At 40.8% G+C, this 24,787-nt stretch carries 22 protein-coding genes; 17 read left to right on the plus strand and 5 right to left on the minus strand.

Annotated elements, in window-relative coordinates; genetic code table 11:
• Positions 1–81 precede the first annotated feature (81 nt).
• The gene (locus tag BM378_RS15820) at positions 82–1,281 is read right to left on the minus strand and encodes an Nramp family divalent metal transporter (protein WP_074989578.1); all 1,200 of its coding nucleotides are present in this window, start codon (positions 1,279–1,281) and stop codon (positions 82–84) included.
• A 1,113-nt stretch (positions 1,282–2,394) separates the two neighbouring features.
• Here BM378_RS15820 and BM378_RS15825 point away from each other — a divergent pair.
• Complete coding sequence (locus BM378_RS15825) at positions 2,395–2,811, plus strand: MAPEG family protein (protein WP_074989579.1); 417 nt, start codon at positions 2,395–2,397, stop codon at positions 2,809–2,811.
• A gap of 116 nt (positions 2,812–2,927) precedes the next feature.
• Here the strand turns inward: BM378_RS15825 and BM378_RS15830 are convergent, their stop codons facing one another.
• Complete coding sequence (locus BM378_RS15830) at positions 2,928–4,775, minus strand: ABC transporter ATP-binding protein (RefSeq protein ID WP_074989601.1); 1,848 nt, start codon at positions 4,773–4,775, stop codon at positions 2,928–2,930.
• A gap of 158 nt (positions 4,776–4,933) precedes the next feature.
• On the opposite strand from BM378_RS15830, the gene BM378_RS15835 reads away from it, so the two are divergent.
• The 6 genes from BM378_RS15835 (at position 4,934) to BM378_RS15860 (ending at position 10,654) form a co-directional block, all read left to right on the plus strand.
• A complete protein-coding gene (locus BM378_RS15835) occupies positions 4,934–5,761 on the plus strand; it encodes an alpha/beta hydrolase (RefSeq protein WP_036968151.1) in 828 nt (275 codons plus the stop codon).
• A 4-nt stretch (positions 5,762–5,765) separates the two neighbouring features.
• Complete coding sequence (locus BM378_RS15840; protein ID WP_036968155.1) at positions 5,766–6,161, plus strand: VanZ family protein; 396 nt, start codon at positions 5,766–5,768, stop codon at positions 6,159–6,161.
• A 68-nt stretch (positions 6,162–6,229) separates the two neighbouring features.
• Positions 6,230–7,141 carry a sensor domain-containing diguanylate cyclase gene (locus BM378_RS15845; protein ID WP_074989580.1) on the plus strand — a complete coding sequence of 304 codons (912 nt, stop codon included), beginning with the start codon at positions 6,230–6,232 and terminating at the stop codon, positions 7,139–7,141.
• Positions 7,142–7,349: 208 nt separating this feature from the next.
• Positions 7,350–8,744 carry a M28 family metallopeptidase gene (locus BM378_RS15850; protein WP_074989581.1) on the plus strand — a complete coding sequence of 465 codons (1,395 nt, stop codon included), beginning with the start codon at positions 7,350–7,352 and terminating at the stop codon, positions 8,742–8,744.
• 97 nt (positions 8,745–8,841) lie between these two features.
• The gene (gene gdhA, locus BM378_RS15855; protein WP_074989582.1) at positions 8,842–10,194 is read left to right on the plus strand and encodes an NADP-specific glutamate dehydrogenase; all 1,353 of its coding nucleotides are present in this window, start codon (positions 8,842–8,844) and stop codon (positions 10,192–10,194) included.
• A 106-nt stretch (positions 10,195–10,300) separates the two neighbouring features.
• Positions 10,301–10,654, plus strand: coding sequence for a DUF1428 domain-containing protein (locus tag BM378_RS15860; protein WP_074989583.1), 354 nt, complete (start codon positions 10,301–10,303; stop codon positions 10,652–10,654).
• Positions 10,655–10,751: 97 nt separating this feature from the next.
• Here the strand turns inward: BM378_RS15860 and BM378_RS15865 are convergent, their stop codons facing one another.
• The 3 genes from BM378_RS15865 to BM378_RS15875 form a co-directional block, all read right to left on the minus strand.
• Entirely contained in the window at positions 10,752–12,467 is a 1,716-nt protein-coding gene (locus BM378_RS15865) for an AMP-binding protein (RefSeq protein WP_074989584.1), read from the minus strand.
• 236 nt (positions 12,468–12,703) lie between these two features.
• A complete protein-coding gene (locus BM378_RS15870; RefSeq protein WP_036968178.1) occupies positions 12,704–13,150 on the minus strand; it encodes a DUF3010 family protein in 447 nt (148 codons plus the stop codon).
• A gap of 64 nt (positions 13,151–13,214) precedes the next feature.
• Positions 13,215–14,225: an endonuclease/exonuclease/phosphatase family protein gene (locus tag BM378_RS15875; RefSeq protein ID WP_036968181.1), complete on the minus strand. Its 1,011-nt coding sequence runs from the start codon at positions 14,223–14,225 to the stop codon at positions 13,215–13,217.
• A 257-nt stretch (positions 14,226–14,482) separates the two neighbouring features.
• Here BM378_RS15875 and thrS point away from each other — a divergent pair, with 257 nt between their 5' ends.
• The 10 genes from thrS to BM378_RS15925 all read left to right on the plus strand — a co-directional run bounded on the left by thrS (position 14,483) and on the right by BM378_RS15925 (position 24,760).
• Positions 14,483–16,393 carry a threonine--tRNA ligase gene (gene thrS, locus BM378_RS15880; protein ID WP_036968184.1) on the plus strand — a complete coding sequence of 637 codons (1,911 nt, stop codon included), beginning with the start codon at positions 14,483–14,485 and terminating at the stop codon, positions 16,391–16,393.
• A gap of 57 nt (positions 16,394–16,450) precedes the next feature.
• Positions 16,451–17,014 (plus strand): translation initiation factor IF-3, encoded by a 564-nt coding sequence (infC, locus tag BM378_RS15885; RefSeq protein ID WP_074989585.1) that lies wholly within the window; start codon positions 16,451–16,453, stop codon positions 17,012–17,014.
• A gap of 206 nt (positions 17,015–17,220) precedes the next feature.
• Positions 17,221–17,421, plus strand: coding sequence for a 50S ribosomal protein L35 (gene rpmI / locus BM378_RS15890; RefSeq protein ID WP_004587840.1), 201 nt, complete (start codon positions 17,221–17,223; stop codon positions 17,419–17,421).
• 15 nt (positions 17,422–17,436) lie between these two features.
• Positions 17,437–17,796 carry a 50S ribosomal protein L20 gene (gene rplT / locus BM378_RS15895; RefSeq protein WP_036968189.1) on the plus strand — a complete coding sequence of 120 codons (360 nt, stop codon included), beginning with the start codon at positions 17,437–17,439 and terminating at the stop codon, positions 17,794–17,796.
• Between the two features lie 199 nt (positions 17,797–17,995).
• Positions 17,996–19,786: a M14 family metallopeptidase gene (locus BM378_RS15900; protein ID WP_036968192.1), complete on the plus strand. Its 1,791-nt coding sequence runs from the start codon at positions 17,996–17,998 to the stop codon at positions 19,784–19,786.
• Positions 19,787–19,791: 5 nt separating this feature from the next.
• Positions 19,792–20,433 carry an MBL fold metallo-hydrolase gene (locus BM378_RS15905; protein ID WP_074989586.1) on the plus strand — a complete coding sequence of 214 codons (642 nt, stop codon included), beginning with the start codon at positions 19,792–19,794 and terminating at the stop codon, positions 20,431–20,433.
• A gap of 97 nt (positions 20,434–20,530) precedes the next feature.
• Positions 20,531–20,989 (plus strand): Lrp/AsnC family transcriptional regulator, encoded by a 459-nt coding sequence (locus BM378_RS15910; protein WP_036968198.1) that lies wholly within the window; start codon positions 20,531–20,533, stop codon positions 20,987–20,989.
• A gap of 164 nt (positions 20,990–21,153) precedes the next feature.
• Positions 21,154–22,710: a SulP family inorganic anion transporter gene (locus BM378_RS15915; protein ID WP_036968200.1), complete on the plus strand. Its 1,557-nt coding sequence runs from the start codon at positions 21,154–21,156 to the stop codon at positions 22,708–22,710.
• Between the two features lie 155 nt (positions 22,711–22,865).
• The gene (locus tag BM378_RS15920) at positions 22,866–23,939 is read left to right on the plus strand and encodes a sensor histidine kinase (protein WP_074989587.1); all 1,074 of its coding nucleotides are present in this window, start codon (positions 22,866–22,868) and stop codon (positions 23,937–23,939) included.
• Positions 23,936–24,760 (plus strand): LytR/AlgR family response regulator transcription factor, encoded by an 825-nt coding sequence (locus tag BM378_RS15925; RefSeq protein ID WP_036968204.1) that lies wholly within the window; start codon positions 23,936–23,938, stop codon positions 24,758–24,760. Before BM378_RS15920 ends, BM378_RS15925 begins: the two co-directional genes overlap by 4 nt.
• Positions 24,761–24,787 lie beyond the last annotated feature (27 nt).

The raw sequence follows: 24,787 nt of genomic DNA on the forward strand, positions 1-24,787 counted from the left end.
TTTTGATTAAGTAATATTGCGCTGGTATGGACGACTAATCTGTTATAAATGGTTTTTATTTTACCATTTCGCACTATCACTCTAGAAAATCAAACTGAATAATTTATAAATACTTAAACTAAAAATGAGTAACAAGACAGGGAAAACAACAACATTAACAAAAACAGAGTTAGTGTATTCTCCCATAATTGATTTTTGATTCACCAACCAAACAAGGTAGCAAGTCACAATCGGCAGGAGTAAGCCATTGGCTGCTTGCGCAAAGATGATCACCGCAACAGGGTCAAGTCCGAGAGACGCCACAACCGCCCCAAACGCTAAGATAATAATTGCCACACCTTTAAAGCGTGTATTACTCATTTTTGTTGACCAACCCAACATACCACACACGGCATATGCACCCGCTAAAGGGGCCGTTATTGCACTGGTGAGGCCTGCCGCACATAAGCCAATAGCAAAAAAGTAGTGGGCCATTCCACCTAACAAAGGCTCTAGTTGTACGGCCATATTGGCTGCAGAAATTTTACCCGCGTCGGTGCCATAAAACGCCACGGAAGCTGTTGATAAAATTGCTAAGGTAATAATACCGCCTAGGGTTATTGAGATACTGGTATCTACATTAGTTTCTTTAATTACCTTTTCAATATCTTTATTTTTGTCATGTTTTTGGGCAAGAACGCCTGAATGTAAAAACAGATTATAAGGAACAATGGTGGTGCCGATTAAGGCTAATACCGTGGTAATGGAGTTATCAGGTAAACTTGGTATAAAGCCCTTTAAAACGAGAGTTAAGGGCGGCGCAGCCATTATTAATGTCGAAATAAAGACCAAGCTCATCAGCACAACTAAAACGATCAATGCACCTTCAATTACTTTATGCTTTCCTGTATACAACAGCACGACACTTAAAATTGCAATCAAAGGTGTCCAAATCAAAGGATTAAACGAGGGCAATATTTCTTGTAAACCCAGGCTTGCTCCAGAGAGGTTGCCTGCTTCATAGGCTGCACTGCCAATCCCTATTGCGCTGATCACCAAAAACGCGGCTAATAACTTAAACACAGGCGTTTTGATGGTTGTTCTCAGTGCAGTTGCTAAGTCTTGTCCCGTTGTAACACCGAGTCTAGCAGCCATAGATTGCAGCAAAATAGTGGCGATAACCGAAAATAAGAGTGTCCAAATTAAAGCAAAACCAAAGTTTGCCCCTGCAACGCTTGCGGTGGTAATGGTGCCTGGGCCTATAAAGGCAGCAGTGACAAGAAGTCCGGGTCCTAAACGCATGTAAAACCTTTTTATTATTAGAATAGTGAATTTTAGCTAATCAACTCATCGCTAGGCAGCAAAGCCACCGTGTGAGAAGTGCTGTCTGTAAATGCTCACGATATAATGTGTGGTTCTGAGGGTAAAGTAAAAACGGTGAGATTTGAGGGGGCAAAACGAAAACTACTTCAAAAGTGCAAGTAAATTGATAGTTAGCATACTTAATTATGATTATTTGAATGAATTTATTTACTCTTTTTTAGTGTTTTAACGTTCTTTAATTAAATCAATATAGTAAAAATGAGCACAATAAAAAATATTCTTGTTTATTTGCGACGCTGTTTGCGGTATTGCGTCATACACATTTATTTAGCGCAGTGAGATAAATGGCAGTGAACGTTGAGTGAGTTAACTTTATCAAAGCGTGTTCAGCGCATTCCATGGTCATGTTAATTACGCACAGTCATTTGGTTTTGCAACTAAAGAACAGAACTTTAATGTCACCAACAACACATTGTAAACTGGGTTCAATCTCTAAAGACGGCAAAGCAACAGTGATTGCCCGAGTTGCAGCACAAGCAAAGCTTACGGTGTACTACTAATATCGGACTTTTCAATTCAGTGACTACTGACAAGCGTACAATAGTATACAGCGCATCGCTTGGTGACTTAGGCAGCAAGTAGCCAGCCTGTTGGTCATTCATTACTGCAGCAAAGCGCGCTCGGCCCGCGCTGGTACACGCAGGAGCTGGGGCATTTTATCGACAACAAATGATATGTCTGATTTTACTTTATTTAGCTCTTCGAGAAAGCAAAATACTCTTTAAACAGTCTTGATAAGAAATGTTCGCGCCTTGAATAAATGAAACAGCGGGTTATCAGTGTTTTTATGGCAATACTAGGGTACTTTATATTTTAGGGCACTTAATAAGGTAGGGCACTTAATGAAGTGGTCGCGGGAAATAAGCGTATATTGCATGTGGCACACACATTGTAAAATTTATACACAGTCCGTACTAATTATGCAGCTTTAAGATTTAAAAAAATTAATCTCATTAAAAATCAGTGGGTTATTTTGGTTGGCTTTTTGCAAGCTTAAAAGAATTCGTCTTATTTTAACAAAAGGAATTAACAATGCCTGAATTAACCTTGTCTGCTTATTTTGCTGTCTATGTTTACTTAATCATGCTTATTGTTCAATGGGGTGTGGCTGCGGTTGTTAAGGCAAAACAACCCGGTGCTGTACCTGGTAAGTTTAGCGCATCTTTGGGTCATGAAAGCTTTGTATTTCGTGCGCATCGCACGTTTATGAATAGTTTAGAAAATAGCCCGTTGTTTTTAGGTGCGGTATTTTTAGGTTTTTTTCTAAATGTGAATAGTAATGTATTCGCTCTGTGTATCTGGGTGTATGTGATAGCAAGGATTATTCACATGCTGCTGTATTACGCTATTGCAATAGAAAAGAACCCAAGCCCGCGCAGCTATTTCTTTTTGATTGCAGCGATTGCCAATATAGCCCTCGTGGTATTAATAGGGTTACGTTTAGTGTAGTGGTCATCATTTTTTAAGCCTAACGTGCTTTGTTTTTAAACCACATTAGCGAAAAAAAAGAGGCATTGAATGAATTATCAATGCCTCTGCGATTAAACGTTTAAATACGCGATTTACTACTCAACACCTATAAAGCCACCGGTTTGATGAGACCATAAGGCAGCATAAATACCGCCTTGTGCTATTAATTGTTCATGACTGCCTTGTTCAACAACACCGCCTTCATCCAGCACGATAAGTCTGTCCATTTGCGCAATGGTTGATAAGCGATGGGCAATTGCGATGACCGTTTTACCCGTCATCAAATCATCAAGGCTGGTTTGTATAGCGGCTTCGACCTCGGAGTCAAGCGCACTGGTTGCTTCGTCTAAAATGAGAATGGGTGCATCTTTAAGTAGTACGCGTGCAATCGCGATTCGCTGGCGCTGTCCCCCAGATAGTTTGACACCTCGTTCACCCACTTGAGCAGCAAACCCTTTATTGCCTTTGCTGTCTTCTAAATCTTCGATAAACTCAAGCGCTTTTGCTTGTTTTGCTGCGGCTAACATTTCATCTTCTGTTGCATCAGGTCTACCATATAAGATGTTATCTTTTACAGAGCGATGCAGTAGTGATGTGTCTTGCGTCACCATTGCGATGTGTTTACGTAAGCTCTCTTGGCTTACCGTAGCAATATTTTGGTTATCAATGGTGATATTTCCGGAATCAACATCGTAAAAGCGAAGAAGCAAATTAACCAACGTTGATTTACCGGCACCTGAGCGGCCAACTAGGCCAATTTTCTCACCTGCTTTAATGTTTAAATTTAAACCATTAATAACGGGGCCACGGTGCGTTTCATTTGCTGCTTTACCATAATTAAACTGCACGTTTTCAAAGTTGATTGCACCTTTCGATACCGCAAGCGTTGACGCGTTGGGTTGATCGTCAACCTCGATAGGCGTCGATAAAGTCTTCATACCATCGGCAACCGTGCCAATGTTTTCAAATAGGCTGCTAATTTCCCACATGATCCACTGTGCCATCCCGTTTAATCGCAATGAAAGACTGACAGCAATAGCGATTGCACCAACAGAAATAGCGCTAATCGACCACAGGTATAAAGATAAGGCAGCAATACTAAAGACCAGTAAATAATTTAAGGTATTGATCGAAAAGTTAAGGCTCGTCACTAAACGCATTTGCTTATAAACAGGTTGTAAAAACACATCCATGCTGTCTTTGGCGTATTGCTCTTCTCGCTGAGTATAAGAGAACAATTTGATTGTTGAAATGTTGGTGTAACTATCGACTACGCGGCCTGTCATTTCTGAGCGTGCATCAGCTTGCGAGCTGGCAACACGCTTTAGCTTAGGAACAAAGTAAAGTTGAATGGCTGCATATAATAGTAACCAAACTAATAGTGGGATCATTAAACGCCAGTCAGATTCTGCGACTAAAAATACCATCGCGCCAAAATACACCACAATGTACATCAAAACATCGAGCAGCTTCATCACGGCCTCGCGAACTGCAAGAGAGGTTTGCATTACTTTAGTCGCAATGCGGCCCGCAAACTCATTTTGATAAAAACTGATACTTTGGCGAAGTAAGTAGCGGTGAGCTAACCAACGTATAGACATTGGGTAGTTACCTAGGAGTGCTTGGTGTAAAACCGCAGAGTGAAAAAACACCACGATAGGCAACACAACAAGCAGTATCACAGCCATTCTGATCAACTCAGATTTTTGCTCAACAAATAAAGTCTCTGGTGTGTATTGGCCTAGCCAGTCAACTAACTGACCCATGTAACTAAAAAGAGAAACCTCTAAAATAGCTAATGCAGCTGCACTTAATGACATAAAGAATAATGACAGCTCCATGCCTCGCGTATAATGGCGGCAAAAAGCAAACAAACTATTGGGCGGCTGAGAAGGCTTTTCTTTAGGAAATGGATTGGTCATCCGTTCAAATATACGATACATAAGCGACGCTTTTATAAAATTAAGTAGTGGTACTATATCATTGAGCTGGCTTTTTAGCAGAGCATTTACGATAAAAATAACGTTTAAAATACAACATTTATTCATGTATTTACATGTATTTAAATTAATGAAAACATAGCAGGAAAAAGGACGCCATCATGAAAAAATTACTCTGTGCATTGTCGCTATTAGTGTGTTTGCCTGTCAGTGCGTATCAGCTCGAAACCGTTACGTTTAAAGGTCAAAAAACAGCGATTGAAAAGCCGCTGACTGTCATTCTACCGCAGGGTTACAATTTGTCTGTACGTTATAACGTGGTGTACGTATTGCACGGCTTTAGCGGAAACCATACCGATTGGTCAAACCTGACAGAGATAGAAAGATTAGCAGATCACTATAACGTCATTATCGTCAATCCGGATGGTAACTATGGTTCGTGGTATGTTGATTCTGAAGTTGATAACGCATCTCAATACGAAACATACATTGCAGATGATGTCGTTAATTTTATTGATAATACATATGCAACGAATGCCAGTAAATCAGGCAGAGCAATAACAGGCTTGTCGATGGGAGGCTTTGGTGCATTACATATTGCAATTAATAACCCTGAACGGTTTGCTGCGGTATCGGGTATCTCAGCTGGGGTTGATGTAAGGCCGTTTTCGGCAGAATTTGACTTAGCAAATGTGCTGGGCAGTTATGCACAAAATAAAGCCCGCTGGGATGATATTGCCATTATAAACAACCTTCATAAAATAGCTGGGGGCAATACGGCTTGGAAAAAAGGCGATGACAGTTTAGCGATTATGCTCGATATAGGGGTTGATGACTTTTTTATTGAACAGAATCGTGCATTACACCACGCTATGCTCACAATGCGAATCCGCCATGACTATATTGAGCGTGCTGGGAAACATGACTGGCATTATTGGCGTCGAGTGATCCCTTATCAGTTTTTATTCTTAACATCTCATATGGAGTAATAACATGTTACAACGCGCACTGGTCGTTTTAGCTGCTGCTTTTTTTATTTTTATCGGCTGGGTAATTTACCTCGCTAATACGGGTCAAAAAGCGGTGTTTTTTGATCTCGTTGCTGCCATTCCTTACGGTGATAAAGTAGGCCATTTTTGTCTGTTCGGGTTACTTACTTTGTTTATTAATCTTGCCTTTAAATTTAAAACGTTTGTTGTGGCCGGGTATACTATCTATTATGCCGCAGCAATCGTGGCAACGTTCGTGGTGTTAGAGGAGTTGAGTCAATACTTTGTTGAAACTCGGACGTTAGATTTTATTGATTTAGTCGCTGATTTCATGGGCATTGCTTTTTTTAGTGGTATTTCTGTTTGGTTATCTAAGCGCTTATACCCGATCAAAAATTAATTTTTAGTGGTTTAGTGACTCGCTTTGTTTCGGCTATACTCAGAATATGGGTTGCTTAGAAGTCGCTTATGAATACAAAAACATCTGAATATTTACCTGATATTGTTGAGCTTTTACTAGACGCTGTGTGTGTTGTAGATGTTAAAGGTTGCTTACTTTTTACAAATCCTGCCTTCGAAACTATTTTTGGTTATTCACCTGGCGAAGCAATTAATAGACAAATGCTCGATTTTGTTTACCCCGAAGACAGAGCAAAAACCATACATGCAATTAACCAAATAATGAACAACAATCAGCACCCACGGTTTGAAAATCGCTGGGTAAGAAAAGATGGCCGGATCGTGCATGTTTTGTGGTCTGTGTATTGGTCACAAGAGAAGCAAGTAAGAGTCGCCATTGCGTTTGACATAACAGAGCAAAAAAAACTCGAACAAAAGCTTATCTATTTAGCAGGGCATGACCCGCTCACTGACTTACCAAATCGAAGCTTTTTAATAAACCAACTTGAAGAATCACTGTCAATCGCTAATACGCTTTCGTCGGTGCTTGGGGTGTTGTTTATTGATATAGATGGATTTAAGCAAGTTAATGATATTCATGGTCATGCAGCAGGTGATAAATTATTAAAAACCATCGCGATGCGAATTCGTCATGTGCTTAAAAAAAATGACAGTGTAGGTCGCTTAGGGGGTGATGAGTTCGTTGTCATTTTAAACAGTATAAAGAACAAGCAAGACATTCTCATGTTGGTCGACACGTTAAAGAAAGAGATAGTAAAGCCACTTGAATTTAACGATGCCGAGCTTGCTTACTCCCCTAGTATGGGGGCCGTAATGTTTCCTGAATATTATGGTGATGCAGAGTATTTGATTCAATGTGCTGATAAAGCCATGTACCGTGCCAAGCATTCGGGGGGGAATCAAGTTGTGTTTTATAACGATGATATAAAGTTACCCAGCGCTCAAAGTATTAAACCATAAGTAAAAGTTCAACTGCGACTCAGGCCATCAAAATAGGTCTTTAAATAGACACATATTACAAAAAGCAATCGCCTTTATTTAATAGAGGCGCTTAATACCTATCTGCTGTGTTAAAAGTTTTAACCTAATAATCTGTCTTCTAACTCATTACTATTGCTTGAAGCGAAATATTAGTTAGCCTTGAATGATTCATTGAAGGAGTGACACTATGTTAAAGCGAAAAACAATAACAACGAGCAGTGTTTTGTTTGGCTCATCATTACTATTAGCAACGGCTGCACACGCCACAACGCCTGAAGTTAATAACCAACGAGCGTTGCATGAAATAGCGAGTGCAGTTTCAAAGACCCGTATAGAGCAAGATATTCAAACCTTGGTTGATTTTGGCACGCGACATACTTTATCAGAGACTAAATCAAATACTCGTGGTATTGGGGCTGCAAGACGCTGGATAAAAGCGGAGTTTGAAACAATTTCAAAAGCGTGTGGCCAGTGCCTTGAAATTATTGAGGTCAAAGACACTATTTCTGGCGAAAAACGTATTCCAAACCCTGTTGAAGTGGTAAATATAATTGCCATTCAGCGAGGACAGGTTGACCCTAATCGGATGGTTATGATGTCGGGTGATATCGATTCTCGTGTCAGTGATGTGATGGACTACACCTCAGATGCACCGGGTGCGAACGATAATGCCTCAGGTGTAGCGGGTGTGATTGAGTCTGCGCGAGTGTTGTCACAATACACATTTAATGGCTCGATTGTTTATGCCGCACTATCAGGTGAAGAGCAAGGATTGTTTGGTGGTAAAATATTAGCGAAATACGCGCAAGATAATAACTGGCGAGTACATGCTGTCTTAAATAACGATATGATCGGTAATTCTACCGGTATTAATGGGGTAACAGATAACACCACCGCACGTATTTTCTCTGAAGGCACACGGGTTATTGAAACCAAAGAACAAGCCCATAAGCGTCGGTTTACCGGGGGCGAAGTCGATTCCGCGAGCCGCAACCTCGCACGTTACATCGATACAATCGCAGACAAATACATAGAAAATCTTGATACCATGTTGGTGTATCGATTAGACAGGTTTGGGCGTGGAGGGCATCACCGCCCATTCAACGATGTTGGCTTTGCTGCTGTTCGTATAATGGAAACCAACGAAAATTATAATCAACAACATCAAGACTTGCGCACCGAAGATGGCATTACATATGGTGATACAATTGATCATGTTGATTTTGCATATGCTGCAAAGTTAACGTCATTAAATGCAGTGAGTCTTGCGTCAATGGCATGGGCGCCAGCACCACCAACGGGAGTCAGTATTTCAGGGGCCGTTAAACCAAGCACCACCTTATCGTGGCACCACAGTGATGATCCTACAATTACAGGCTATAAAATTTACTGGCGTTATACCAGTGAACCTCAGTGGCAATTTAGTCGTGATGTTGGCAAAGTGACAACAGCGACGTTAAAAAATGTGGTGATTGATAACTACTATTTTGGTGTTGCAGCAGTAAATAAAGACGGTATTGAATCACCCGTTGTTTTTCCGGGTGATGTGGGTGCATTCGAATGGGCGAATAATGAGCCCTAAAACCTAATAACACGTCTTTATTATAAAGTGATCGATTTGTCTCATCAGTGAGTTTAAAACTAGTGAGACATTTCAATAGCTTGAAAAAGGAGCTGACATGCAATATCTAGAAAATATGCTGCAAACTGTAAAGGATTCTAACCCACACGAACAGGAATTCCATCAAGCCGTTGAAGAAGTGCTTACCTCATTAACCCCAATTCTTAAAGAAAATGACGTGTATCAACATAATGCGATTGTTGAGCGTTTAGTTGAGCCTGAAAGACAGATAATGTTTCGCGTGCCTTGGTTAGACGATAAAGGAAACGTGCAAGTTAATCGGGGATTTAGAATCGAATTTAGCTCTTCTCTTGGTCCTTACAAAGGGGGATTACGGTTTCATCCGAGTGTTAATTTAAGCGTGGTCAAATTTTTAGGCTTTGAGCAAGTTTTAAAAAATGCGTTAACAGGGCTTCCTTTAGGCGGTGCAAAAGGAGGGGCTGACTTTGATCCAAAAGGAAAGAGTGATCATGAAATTATGCGTTTTTGTCACTCTTTTATGACAGAGTTGTACCGACATATTGGTGCACAAACCGATGTGCCTGCAGGTGATATTGGTGTTGGGGAGCGAGAAATTGGCTATCTATTTGGTCAGTACAAGCGGATTACAAACCAATATAATGGGGTACTTACAGGTAAGCCCACTCTGTTAGGGGGCTCTTCATTAAGAGTCGAAGCAACGGGTTATGGTATCGCCTATTTTCTTAGTGCCATGCTTGATGCTAAAAATGATTCACTAAAAGGTAAACGTTGCTTGGTGTCAGGGGCTGGAAATGTTGCGCTGTATTTAATGGAAAAACTGTCACAATTCGATGCGATTATTTTGACCTGCAGTGACTCAAAAGGCACCTTATATTGTGAAGATGGCCTTGATGTTGAATTAATAAAACACTTAAAAAAAGAGCAGGGCGCTGCGCTGCGTGATTACTTGAACGAGCACCCACAAGCAGAGTATATCCCTGTGAGTCAGTATCCAAAAGACGGTCACCAAGTTTGGCACTTTAACGGCGATATCGCATTACCGTGCGCCACACAAAATGAAATAACTAAAAAAGATGCCCAAGCGCTTGTCGATAATGGCTGTAAAATTGTCTGTGAAGGTGCAAACATGCCAACGACCGCTGAGGCACACGCTATATTTCAAAAGCACGATGTATATTTAGGTCCAAGCAAGGCTGCTAATGCTGGTGGGGTTGCAACGAGTCAATTTGAAATGGCGCAAAATGCAAGCTTGCAAACATGGCGGCCACAGCAGGTTGACGAAAAACTGCAACAAGTAATGAAAAACATTTTTGATAGAGTATCAGCAACGGCAAAGCGTTATTCAAGTGAAGACGACCTGTCGCTCGGTGCAAACATTGCAGGGTTTGAACGGGTTGCTCAGGCGATGCTTAAGCAAGGCGTTGTTTAACTCACAGAACAGCTTATTAATGTTAAGAATGCGCTGCTGATGAAAATAGCTAGCCACTTTTTTGCAATTAGACTATGTTTAACATGCTTATTAAAGGAGTTAACTTATGTCTTATGCCGACGGTTTTGTAGCTGCTGTACCCACAGTAAATAAAGAAAAATACCTTGCCCATGCTGAATTTGCAGCCGAAATATTCAAAGAATACGGTGCGTTAAAGGTGGTCGAAACCTGGGGGAGTGATGTACCCGAGGGTGAAGTCACTTCATTTCCCATGGCTGTAAAAGCGGATGAAAATGAAACGGTGGTGTTTTCATGGGTCATCTGGCCTTCAAAAGCTGTTCGCGATAGCGGCTGGCAGAAACTAATGGAGGATTCACGTATGAGCCCTGAAAACAACCCTATGCCATTTGATGGTAAGCGTTTGATTTATGGTGGTTTCGATATTATATTAGACAAATAAGAAGCGTGTATGTGGGCGTGTTTAAGCCCATTGAGTTTTTCTGTCTGATTGCCTATTTATGTAAAGCTCAGCCTTGCTGAGCTTTACTGTTTCTACACTACGAAAATGCCTTTTCGTTGAGTAGTTCTTGCATCTGTTCACGCATTTTGAATTTTTGCAATTTGCCTGTAACTGTCATCGGGTATTCGTCGACAAAGCGAATGTGCTTTGGCACTTTAAAATAAGCCAGCTTGTCTTTTAAAAAATCACGAATGGCATCTTCATCAAGTACGGCATCCTCTTTTGGTTGGATCCACGCACACACTTCTTCACCATATTTTTCATCACTGATGCCAAAAATCGCTGCATCCTGAATACCTGGGTAGGTGTATAGTACTTCCTCTATTTCACGAGGGTAAATGTTTTCGCCGCCGCGAATGATCATATCTTTAATACGACCAACAATCGCTACAAAACCGTGTTCGTCCATCACACCTAAATCGCCAGAATGTAACCAGCCGTGTTCATCGATAGTGGCATTGGTTTTTTCTTCATCGTTCCAGTAACAACGCATAATACCCGCACCTCGGCTACATACTTCACCGGGCACACCAATTTTTTGGATATCGCCAAGTTCATCAATAATTTTCACCTCGGTATGGGCAAGTGCTCGTCCTACTGTTGTCACTTGTTTTTCCAGTGGTGAATCTGTTTCGGTTACATTGTTAATCGGGCTGCATTCAGTTTGTCCATAACCAATAACCACCTCTTTCATGTGCATTAAGGTCTGTACTTTGCGCATGACTTCCTCTGGGCATGTGGAGCCAGCCATAACACCTGTACGCAGGCTTGATAAGTCATAATCAGCAAAGTTTTTTAGTTCAAGTTCGGCAATAAACATAGTGGGTACGCCATGAAGTGCTGTACAGTGTTCTTTTTCAACAACATCTAACGTTGTTTTCGGATCAAAGGAATCACCCGGAAAAACGGCAGTAGCCCCTTTACTAATACACACTAAATTGCCCAGTACCATGCCAAAACAATGATATAACGGAACTGGAATGCATAATTTATCAAGATGGGTTAGTTTCATGGCTTGTGCCATTAAGAAACCATTATTGAGAATGTTTTTATGCGATAACGTTGCGCCTTTAGGGTTTCCTGTCGTACCCGAGGTAAATTGAATATTGATATCTTGATCAGCTTTTAATGTTGCACTAATCGCATCAAGCTCAAGTTTATGTGCATCGGTCGCACGTTGCATTATGTCGCTAAAACAATACATTCCCGCTGTAGGACGTTCGCCAATGCGAATGATATTTTTCAAATGGGGAAGTGCTTTAAGATCTAAATTGCCTGCATTTGCATTTTTTAGTTCAGGTGCAAGTTCATTTAGCATGTCGATATAATTACTCGATTTAAACTCATCAGCGGTGATGAGTGTTGAGCATTCGACACTGTTTAATGCGTATTTTAGCTCGCTTGGGCGGTAGGCAGGGTTAATACACACCATAATGGCACCTATTTTCGCCGTGGCAAATTGTGTTAAACACCATTCAATGTTATTGGGTGACCAAATACCCACACGATCACCGGGTTTAACGCCAATTGACAGCAAGCCCATCGCAAGTTGGTTAATCTGTTGCTGGTATTCTTTATACGTAAGGCGGATATTTTGATGATTAACAACAATCGCGGGGTGTTCTGGGTAATTGTCGACAATGCCATCTAGGTACTGACCAATGGTTTGCTCTATGAGAGGAATGTCAGTGCGACCTTTAAAATAGCTTTGTATTAATGGGAGACTGTTATTATGTATGTTCTTTGCTTGCATTGTTTTCTCCGTGTCCTATTAAAATGTTGTCATGGACTTGATGCGAAAATAACAAAAATGAATACACTGCGTGTTCATTTAGTGTCAGTTTACAGTTTTAACTAAGCATAGATTGTCGACAAATAAAAGTCTTATAAGACTAATGTACAGTGATTGCAGCTAAATTAAGAGAAAAGAATGGTTTTTGGCAGGCATAAAAAAACGTGCCGTAGCACGTTCTTTTTAAACAAGATAAATTACGCTTGATCTTGTTTATAGGTTTTTCGCATTAAGTACACATAGGCACTGATAAACGCGTTTTCTTGAAACTTTTTCAGTCCAGTGTCTTCAAATTCGATAGGCAGTGGATTGCGTTTAAGCTGCTCTTTAATTGTTGTTGCGCTGAAAATTTGCACATCTAACTCTTCAATAAGTTGAATGGCTGTTTCCATTTTGAAACCTTTAGCACTGCCTGCAAATTTACCTTTAGGTTGACGCTCTTTAATTGCAACAGAATCAATTTGGTAATCTTGCATCAGTTTTCTAAAATCAAACTGAAATTTGCGCATAACTTCTGTGTCATTACCATCGCCTAACGTAAAGCGAGTTTGTCTTACATCACGGATATCAAACACGTCGTTATCTTTCGTTAAAATACACAGTAGTACATCACTACCTGTAATTTCTACACCGCATGTTCTCATAGTTAATCTCTAAATAACTTAATTTGCGCAATTATAGCAAGTAACGTCCTGAAAAACAGTTGCTTTAAAAATGAATTTTAATTGCAATCGAACTATGGTCACTTACTGTAATATCTTCTACTGCTTGGTGGGGGTTTAAATGCGCATCATAGCTTTCGTATTCCAGCTTTGAGACCTTTGATAGTGCGCATTGTGGATTAAAATGCGCAGAGACCAAAATATAATCGAGCACATTCCCCTTGCCGTGATAATAGTGGCTAAACGGCTTTGTGTTGTTCTCACTAGCAGCGCAAAATAGGTAGGCGTCTGTTAAGCCGACGACGGGTTCATTATTTGCTATACAGGGCTCGCAACGAGTCGGGTGAAAGCCTTGTGTCATAAATGATAATGTGGGGCTTGTCAGCACGTCGTTAAAATCGCCCATCACCAAGGTGGCACATTGTTTTTCACGCTGTGTTTTTAACGCATCGTAATAAACAATAGACGCTTCTAATGAGCGTGATATTTGCGATTGCATTGCGCCAACTGTTTGGTGCAGCAACTGCAATAAGGGATCTTCAAGGTTATGTATGTTGAGTATGTGCGCCATAGATTGCACACGTTGTGATTTAAAATGCACAACATAACAGCACACCTCACCAAATTCAGGAAAGTCCAAGAAACACTTTATAGGCGTGCGATTAAACTTAAAATCACTTTGGTTGTTGAGGTATTCAAGCAATTCTGGGCAGGGAGTCAAAGGTTCGACAAAAGTGAAAGGGTATTTACTGGCGATAGCAACAATAGGATTAAACAGCACTTGAGGGTACAGCGCATCGTGCGAAGGGGAGTCGACGGTTTCAAAATAATCATAACCGGCTTCTTTACACTGTATTTCTAATGCGTGAGCACTAAAAACCTCTTGAAACGCGACCACATCGGCTTTCGAATCAAACAGAAAATCACGCACAAACTGCTGCTTTTGCTGCCACTGCGTGTTGTTATAGCGTTCATGCTGTTGGTAAAACGAATAAGGGGGAGCGGTGTAGTTAAGTAAATTCAAACTAGCAAACTTGAGCGTATGCGTGTGTGGCATCGTGATCACCGTTAAAGTACTGACCTGTTAAGTATGAAATGACTTAAGTAATTGTCAATTTACTGACCTAAATACTTGTATTTGAGGACTCTAGCGGCGACAATGGGCGCTTGTATTTGCGAAGACTCAGTAAATACACGTCTTTTAGGCACCAAATGGCAATGCTTATTCGTAAAAGCGTTGCAGAGTTACTCAAAATTTATTTAAAAAATTACATGTGATGCATTGTAGGCATCACCACTGTATAAGGATTTATAATGCCAGTTATTACCCTTCCTGACGGCAGTCAGCGTAGTTTTGAAAACCCAGTAAGTACATATGATGTTGCCAGCGATATTGGCCCAGGTTTAGCGAAAGCAACCATAGCCGGTCGTGTAAATGGTAATCGTGTTGATGCATGTGACTTAATTACCGACGATGCGCGCTTAGAAATTATTACTGCCAAGGATGACGACGGTTTAGAAATCATCCGTCACTCTTGTGCGCACCTTATTGGTCACGCAGTTAAGCAACTTTTCCCTGACGCGAAAATGGCAATTGGTCCAACGATCGACAATGGTTTTTACTACGATATCGATATGGATCACTCATTAAGTCAAGACGATTTAGACGCCATCGAAAAGCGCATGCTTGAACTTGCAAAAACAAACTACGATGTGGTTAAAAAGACCGTAAGCTGGCAAGAAGCGCGTGATACATTCGAAGCACGTGGTGAAACATACAAAATGGAAATCTTAGACGAGAATATCGCAAAAGATGACCGCCCTGGTTTATACCACCACGAAGAATACATTGACATGTGTCGTGGCCCACACGTACCAAATATGAAATTCTGCCAACATTTTAAAATAATGAAAGTGGCGGGTGCTTATTGGCGCGGTGATTCTGAAAACAAAATGCTGCAACGTATTTACGGCACAGCATGGGCAGATAAAAAGCAACTTAAAGCGTATCTAAAACGTTTAGAAGAAGCTGAAAAACGTGACCACCGTCGCATTGGTAAAGCACTTGATTTATGGCATTGGCAAGAAGAAGCGCCGGGTATGGTGTTTTGGCATAATGACGGCTGGAGCATTTACCGTGAGCTTGAAGACTTCGTTCGTGAAAAACTACGTGAGTACGATTACGAAGAAGTGAAAGGCCCATTAATGATGGACCGAGTTTTGTGGGAAAAATCAGGGCACTGGGATAAATACGCAGATGCCATGTTCACCACAGAATCTGAAAAGCGTGAATATGCTATTAAACCAATGAACTGTCCTGGTCATGTGCAAATTTTCAACCAAGGTCTAAAATCATACCGTGACTTACCATTGCGTATGGCTGAGTTTGGTTGTTGTCATCGTAATGAGCCATCAGGTGCATTACATGGCTTAATGCGTGTTCGTGGTTTTACACAAGATGATGCACATATATTCTGTACTGAAGACCAAATTATGGATGAAGTATCAGCGTGTATCAAAATGGTTTACGACACGTATGAAACGTTCGGTTTTGAAAAGATCGTTGTAAAACTGTCTACTCGCCCAGAAAAACGTATCGGTGAAGACGAAATGTGGGACAAAGCAGAGCTTGCGTTAGCAGAAGCTCTGAAAGTAAACGACATTGAGTTTGATTACTTACCGGGTGAAGGGGCGTTTTACGGTCCGAAAATTGAATTTACATTATATGATTGTTTAGACCGTGCATGGCAATGTGGTACAGTGCAATTAGATTTTGCATTACCAGGTCGTTTAGGTGCGACATACGTTGCAGAAAATAACGAACGTCGTACACCAGTTATGATACACCGTGCTATATTAGGTTCGATTGAGCGTTTCATTGGTATTTTAACCGAAGAATACGCCGGATTGTTCCCGACATGGCTTGCACCTAAGCAAGTGGTGATCATGAATATCACGGATAAACAAGCTGACTATGTGCAAGAAATTGTACAAAAATTAAATAAACTTGGAATTAGAGCCGCTGCTGACTTGAGAAATGAGAAGATTGGCTTTAAAATCCGTGAACATACGTTAAAACGTATTCCTTACTTACTTGTTGTAGGCGACAAAGAAGTTGAACAACAAGAAGTGGCAGTACGCACTCGCACAGGTGAAGACCTAGGCAAATTTAATGTTGATGATTTCATTGCAAAAATTAGCGACGAAATAAAAAATCGACAATAAATCATGAGCGTGTAGGGCATAACAAACAGCCAACTACACGCTTTTTATTTTATATTCTTGGAGGATCGTACCATTAGAGGCGGCAAGAAAGGGCAACAAACAGCTCAAAAAAATCGTATCAACGAAGATATTACAGCTAAAGAAGTTCGTTTAATTGACATTGACGGCGAGCAAGCTGGCATCGTGTCATTAAAAGAGGCGCAAGCTATGGCTGATGATGCGGGTGTAGATCTTGTAGAAATCAGTCCTAATGCTGAGCCACCTGTTTGTAAGGTTATGGACTACGGTAAGTTCATCTTTGAGAAAAGCAAAGAACTAAAAGAACAAAAGAAAAAGCAAAAGCAAATCCAGGTGAAAGAAATCAAATTCCGTCCAGGCACGGATGAAGGTGATTACCAGGTTAAGCTTCGCAATTTGCGTAAGTTCTTAGAAGCGGGTGATAAAGCTAAAATTACTATTCGTTTCCGTGGTCGTGAAATGGCTCACCAAGAAATTGGTATTGAATTATTAAATCGTGTTAAAGCTGATTTGGAAGATGTTTCACAAGTTGAATCTTTCCCAAATCGTGTTGAAGGTCGCCAAATGGTTATGATGATGGCACCTATTGCTAAAAAGCAATAAACAAGCGATAATACGCACCGAATTTATCTCAGGTCATCAAGTAACAGCTTGCTGTTCACCTGAAATAACCGGTTTAAGTAAAGTTGCAGTGCATTAGTACTGGGCTTTCACCGGATAATGGCGGTAAGTTAGGCCTTGAAAGAAGAGCTATTTATATCTCTCGCCTGCTTGCCATATTGTTGAGCAATACATTTGGAGTTATTGCAATGGCTTACAAGCTAAAATCACACAGAGGCGCAGCTAAGCGTTTCAAGAAAACTGCTTCTGGCGGTTTCAAGCGTAAACAAGCGCATCTTCGTCACATTCTGACTAAGAAAACTTCTAAGCGTAAATTACACTTACGTCCTAAGATGATGGTTCATAAGAATGACCATGGTCTAGTTTCACGTATGTTACCATTCGCTTAATAGGAGTCTTCAGAAATGGCAAGAGTTAAACGCGGTGTTATCGCACGTGCACGTCACAAAAAAGTTTTAAAACAAGCTAAAGGTTACTACGGAGCACGTTCACGTGTTTACCGCGTAGCTTTCCAGGCAGTTACTAAAGCGGGTCAATACGCTTACCGTGACCGTCGTGCTAAGAAACGTACTTTCCGTCAACTTTGGATTGCACGTATCAATGCAGCAGCTCGTCAAAACGGTCTTTCATACAGCCGTTTTATCAATGGTCTTAAAAAGACATCTGTAGAAATCGATCGTAAGATCCTTGCAGATATCGCTGTTTACGACCAAGTTGCATTCGCAGCGCTTGTTGCAAAAGCTAAAGAAGGCCTAGCGGCTTAATTTTCGCTTTTGATACAGTTTAAAAAGGAGCCTAGTGCTCCTTTTTTTGATCTTAGAACTCCTTGAACCGTGAATCTTTAAATAATCACGTCCTGTCATTTGCTCCATTTTTTTGTTGAATCACCGCAGTTTACGCAATCTATTCTAATTAGTTGTTATAATTCCCGTTAATAGAATAAGTACCGCACTTGAGAGTGATATGTTTGCCAGTTTAGTGTTTTTATCTACTGTAGTGACTTTAGACAGCCACCTACCTCCTTTGTTACCGTGGCAAGGTAACAGTGTGTCTTTAATGCAAGAAAAAGGGCCATTAACGACTGATTTTGAATTAAGTGATGGCACCTTATCGCCAAATTATGCAGACACAATGGCTTTTGTAGATCGACTCGTTGCGGCTAATCCTACTCAATTTAAAGTAAAAACGATTGCCACAAGTAGCAGTGGCCGCGCAATAAAAATGCTTGTTGCTAATGAGCAAGGGTTGTTTGAGCCAACACAACTTGTTGCAGATACCAAACCAACTATCTTTGTTCAAGCGGGTATTCACAGCGGGGAAATTGACGGTAAAGATGCCATGTTTATGCTATTACGTGATATTGCGACCGGAAAGCGTCGTGATATTTTAAGTAAAGTAAACATTCTGTTCATTCCAATTCTGAATGTAGATGGTCACGAACGTAGTAGCCAATTTAACCGTATAAATCAACGCGGCCCAGCAGAAATGGGATTTAGAACTAACGGTCTAAATTTAAACTTAAATCGTGATTATACCAAGCTTGATACCCCCGAAGTACAAGGGGTTATGCAGGTTATAAATCAATTCAAACCCGACCTTTATATTGATGTACATGTAACAGATGGCGCTGATTACCAATACGATGTCACGTATGGGTACAATCCTGTGTTCTCAAGTGAGTCACCAAGTGTGTCAGAAGCGCTAGACACCCTGTTTAAACCTGTCATTGATGCCAAATTAGAAAAAGCAGGGCACATACCTGGGCCATTAGTGTTTGTTATGGACAAGCGCGATTTTAAAAAAGGCTTAGCAGGATGGGTAGCGACACCTCGTTATTCGAATGGGTGGGGTGACTTACGTTCATTGCCTAGTATTTTAGTTGAAAATCACTCTTTAAAACCTTACAAGCAGCGTGTGTTAGGGACTTATGTGTTTATCGACGGCGCTATTGATGCGCTTGCAGCTAACGATAAAGCATTAAATGCCGCTGTAAAAAAAGAGCTCGATTTTAAACCGAGACAACTCGTTGTTGAGCGTAGTTACGCAAAGCAACCCGACACACTCGCATTTAAAGGCATTGCCTATTCACGCAGTGAAAGCGCGCTTACAGGGCAAGCTGAAGTTAAATACCTCGGTGAAGCTAAAAACTATGAGTCATTGCCGATTTTTTGGCAAAAAGACGTTAAGAAAACGGTTCATGTTCCTCGTGCGTTTTACATTCCACCTGCGTATAGCAATATAATCAAAAAACTTAAGTTACACGGTATCGACGTTACCCAGGTTGATAACACGCCAACAGCAGTGATGACACAGGCAAGCGTAGTCGACTATACATTTGCTAAAGCTCCCTTTGAAGGGCGTTTTCGTGTAGATGCCAAATTTGACTATGCTCCTGTGCAAGTAGATGTACAGGGCTGGTATAAAGTCTCAACGGCGCAACCCTACTCAGAATTGGCAACACATTTGCTGCACCCTGAAGCCCCTGATTCATTTTTTTCATGGGGTGAGTTTAACACCATTTTTCAACGTACTGAGTACATGGAAAATTACGCGCTCATGCCGTATGCTCGACAGATGTTAAAAGAAAAACCGGCCCTTGCGTTAGAGTTTGATCAGAAAATTCGTGAAGATAAACAATTTGCGAATGATCCAGAAGCGCGTTTGAATTGGCTTTATGAGCGTACCCCATTTTATGATCAAGCGTATTTAAAATACCCAATTTTAATGACGTTTGAGACACCTGAACAAGGATAAAAACGATGAAAGTCATTACAGTCCCTGTGACGGGGTTTGCACAAAACTGCCGCATAATTATTTGCCAGCAGACGAATAAAGCAGCATTAGTTGACCCTGGCGGTGATGCTGAAAAATTATGCGCTCAGCTTGCCTCACTTGGTTGTGAATTAATTGCAATTTATCTAACCCATGGTCATTTAGATCATGTTGGTGCGGCTAAACAGCTTGCCGATAAGTTTAATGTTGACATCATTGGTCCACACATTGACGACAAGTTTTGGTTTGATTCACTGCCAATGCAAGCTCAAATGTTCGGATTTGCACCCATTTCACCTTTTTATCCAACACAGTGGTTAAACCATGGCGATATGATTAGCGTGGGTAATAGTCAGTTATCGGTGCGCCATTGTCCAGGCCATACGCCAGGGCACGTGGTCTTTTATGATGACGAGACACAGCAGGTCATCGTCGGAGATGTTATTTTTCAAGGTTCAGTAGGGCGCACAGACTTTCCAAAAGGCGATAGTGCGCAGCTGCTTGCATCAATTAAATCAGAAATTTTATCGTTTGCAGATGAAGTTGCCATTTTACCTGGTCATGGTCCAAACACTACCGTAGGGCATGAGCGAAAAACGAATCCATTTATTAGTGGACGCTTTGGCTAAAATTGCATTTTTTTCGCATAAATAATAGAAAATAGGCAGACTGACATTCAAATCAGTTATATAATTTACTCAGTATTTTTAAAGAAAAAGAAATAAAATGTCTCTAAACCAAGTAGATCGCCAAATTTTGGCATTATTACAGCAGGATGCTAGCTTATCAACGGCAGAAATTGCCGATAAAGTTGGTTTATCTCAATCTCCTTGTTGGCGTCGTATCGCTAAACTTGAACAAGATGGTTATATCAAAGGTAAAGTTGCTTTACTTGATGAGAAAAAGCTTGGCTTTGATATGTTGGTTTATGCACATGTTCGCTTATCAAATCATGGCAGAACAAACTTAGCTGAATTTGAACGTTTAATCATGAGCTACGACGAAGTGACCGAGTGCTATAGCATGGCGGGTACTATGGACTTTATGCTGCGCATTATTTCTAAAGGAATTGAAGGGTATGAGCAGTTTGTTCGCGATAACCTTCTAAATCTTGAGTTTGTGCAAGAAGTACACTCAAATGTGACGATGACTTGTGTGAAGCGAAGTACATCTTTACCTCTTTAATTATACCTTCTTCATTTAGCTTTTTATTGACAAACGGTTAGTGCTTTTGCGTGCTAACCGTTTTGTTGTCTGTGTGTTTACGGTTGTTGCTGATTGTTAACGTAGGCAGTTTTTGCTAGAATTCTGCGCCTTGCCAAAATGCATACACTTGAAAGAGGATCTTAATGTTTAACTTACTCAGCAAAGCGCCAAGCTCTGCTAAAAACGATATATTATCAGGCCTGACAGTCGCACTGGCATTGGTGCCAGAAGCCGTTGCTTTTGCTTTCGTTGCTAATGTAGAGCCTTTAGTAGGCCTATATGCCGCATTTATTGTTGGTTTGATTACGGCTATTTTTGGTGGTCGCCCTGGAATGATATCAGGTGCAACCGGCGCATTAGCCGTCGTAATGGTAAGTTTAGTATTAGACCATGGCGTTGAATATCTATTTGCGACGGTATTATTGATGGGGATATTACAGATCCTCGCAGGTATATTTAAGCTTGGTAAGTTTATTCGCATGGTACCTCACCCCGTCATGTTAGGCTTTGTGAATGGTCTTGCTATCGTTATTTTCTTAGCCCAACTAGGTCAATTTAAAGTGCCAGATGGTATGGGCGGCCAGCAGTGGATGGAAGGTCAAGCGCTCTACATAATGCTTGGTTTAGTCGCGTTAACCATGGCGATTATTCACTTTTTACCTAAGCTAACTACCGCGGTACCTTCATCATTAGTTGCTATTGTGACAGTCACGGGCATTGTGATTGGGTTTGACCTTGAAGCACGCACTGTGCTTGATTTCTTAAAAGGGATGACGGGTAACGAGCAAGCAACTATCGCAGGCGGTCTGCCGCAATTCCATATTCCAATGGTGCCATTTACCCTTGAAACGTTAAAAATAATTTTTCCGTATGCATTAATTCTAGCGGCAATTGGTTTAATTGAATCATTGTTAACACTCACGCTTATAGATGAAATTACAGAAACGCGTGGCCACAGTAATAAAGAGTGTATTGGTCAAGGTGCTGCTAATGTAACCTGTGGTTTCTTTGGTGCAATGGGCGGGTGTGCAATGATTGGCCAATCAATGATTAACATTAACTCGGGTGGTCGCTCACGTTTATCAGGTATTAGCGCGGCCTTACTCCTATTGGCATTCATTATTTTTGCAGCAGGCTTAATCGAAATGATCCCGCTGGCGGCACTGGTTGGTGTAATGTTCATGGTGGTACTGGGCACATTTGAATGGGCAAGCTTTAAAATGATGAAGCGCGTGCCTAAGTCTGATGCATTTGTGATTGTATTAGTGTCTGGTGTGACTGTTGCCACTGACCTTGCTATTGCTGTGTGCGTAGGTGTGATTGTGTCTGCACTGGTATTTGCTTGGCAGCATGCTAAACACATTTATACAAGTAACTATATCGACCAAGAAGGCTCAAAAGTGTATGAATTGCATGGCCCACTGTTTTTTGGCTCGGTGAAAAACTTTGCCGAATTATTCGATGTAAAAAGTGATCCCCAAGACGTCATTATTGAGTTTAAACATAGCCGAGTGGCAGATCACAGTGCGATTGAAGCCATTGATAGTTTAGCCGATAAGTATGCTAAAGCGGGTAAAAAATTACATTTACGTCATTTAAGCCCAGATTGTATTCAGTTGCTTCATAAGGCGCGCGATCTTGTCGAGGTTAACGTGATTGAGGATCCTAAATACAAAGTAGCCTCTGATAAATTGGCGTAATAAATTGCCGATTAAAAAGCGAAGGCCGTCAAAGTCTTCGCTTTTTTAATGCCTGTAGAATGCGGTAAGGCTATTAAAAATTAAGATAGGTGGCAGTGCTTTGCATGAGTGACTATCGGTATAATAAAAATAACGACGAAAGGTAACTTGATATTTTGAATTGGCAATCATTAGTTGATAATCGACAACGCTTCTTCTGGGTTTTGCAAATAGCAGGCTGGATAGGCTACGCGTTGGTGAATTATATCGGCTCAAAAGTATTTGAAATGCGTGATATTTACGTATTTGTTATTGTATTAAACGCCTATGCAGGGTGTTTAATGACAGTACCACTGCGTTATATGTATCGCAAAGTTTGGAATGCATCGCCATGGGTTCTTATGCTGGTTGTGTTTGGGGCATCCTATATCACGGGCACGTTATGGGCGGTCGTTCAAAAATTCAACTTATGGGAAATTTATCGACACGGCTACCGGCCGAATGAATGGTTTTATTATTTTCAGCAAGGATTAGACTCTGTCTATATTATTCTGTGCTGGAGTGGTTTGTATTTTGGCATAAAGTATTACCAACTACTGCAAAGTGAGCGTCAAAAAGCCCTAAAAGCAACAACAATGGCGCACGAAGCACAGTTAAAAATGCTGCGCTACCAACTTAATCCGCACTTTTTATTTAATACACTGAATGCAATATCAACCTTAATTTTGGTGAAAGAGAATAAAGATGCGAATTTAATGGTCTCTAAATTAAGTGACTTCTTACGCTACACACTCAATACTGATCCCATTAAAAAGGTGCCTCTAGAGCAAGAAATACACGCACTCATGCTGTATTTAGAGATTGAAAAAGTACGTTTTGATGAGCGTCTACAGGTTAATGTTGATGTTAGCGAGCAAGCGAAAGAGGCATTAGTACCGAGTTTGATCCTCCAGCCCATTATTGAAAACTCAATCAAGTATGCGATAGCGCAGCTTAATGAGGGGGGAGTGATTGATATTAAAGCACAAGTTTTTGCAAATGAACTATTATTGGAAGTAGGCGATAATGGTCCTGGTACTGAGTTAATAGATGGTCAACTGGTTAATTCTCAAGGCGTTGGCATAGCAAATACAAAGGACCGATTAAAAACACTTTATGAGAACAACTATTCGTTTGTACTCTCTGAAAATTCGCCAAGTGGATTAAAAGTTAATCTGCGTGTTCCGTTTGAAAAGGCTGTTAAGAAATGAGCAAAATTAGAACTTTGATCGTTGATGATGAACCATTAGCTAGGAAAGGCTTAGCGGTTCGACTCTCTGAGTTTGACGACATAGAAGTCATTCGTTTATGTAGCAATGGTCAAGAGGCAATAGATGAATGCCTTAGTGGTAACATCCAATTAGTTTTTTTAGATATTCAAATGCCAAATATGAATGGTTTTGAAGTAGCACGTGCGTTAAGCGAAAGTGTGAACCCTTTACCTGCAATTGTATTTGTAACGGCGTTTGATCAGTTTGCTGTAAAAGCATTCGAGATTCATGCATTGGATTATATTCTTAAACCAGTCGATGACAACAGACTAAAACAGGCGGTAGAGAAAGTGCATACCTATTTAAAGACGCAACAAGATAACGCCCATAAGAAAAAACTAGCGAGTTTTGTCGCGGGTATAACAGGCAATAATTGCGAAGAGATTTTAAAAAAACTGGCCACAGGTGATAGCTTAGCCGACCGTCGTTATCCGGAGTCACTGGCTGTAAAAGAGCAGGGTGAAATAGTCCGTGTGCCTGTTGTTACTATTCAATGGGTTGACGCTGCTGGTGATTACATGTGTTTACATTGCCAAGACGGGCAAACACATATCTTACGCAAAACAATGAAAGAGCTTGAACAAGAGCTTGATCCCCAGTTATTTGTGCGAGTACATCGCAGTGCGATTGTTAATACAAAACAAATCAGCAAACTTGTTACTCAAGTCAGCGGTGAGTACTTATTAGTGCTCGATAATGGCCAAGAGTTAAAAGTAAGCCGCAGTTATCGTGATAAAGTAAAAGCAGCACTGGCAAGCTGATACGCTATTTTAAACAAAAAAGGCGCA

Source organism: Pseudoalteromonas lipolytica (assembly GCF_900116435.1).
Lineage (GTDB): Bacteria > Pseudomonadota > Gammaproteobacteria > Enterobacterales > Alteromonadaceae > Pseudoalteromonas > Pseudoalteromonas lipolytica.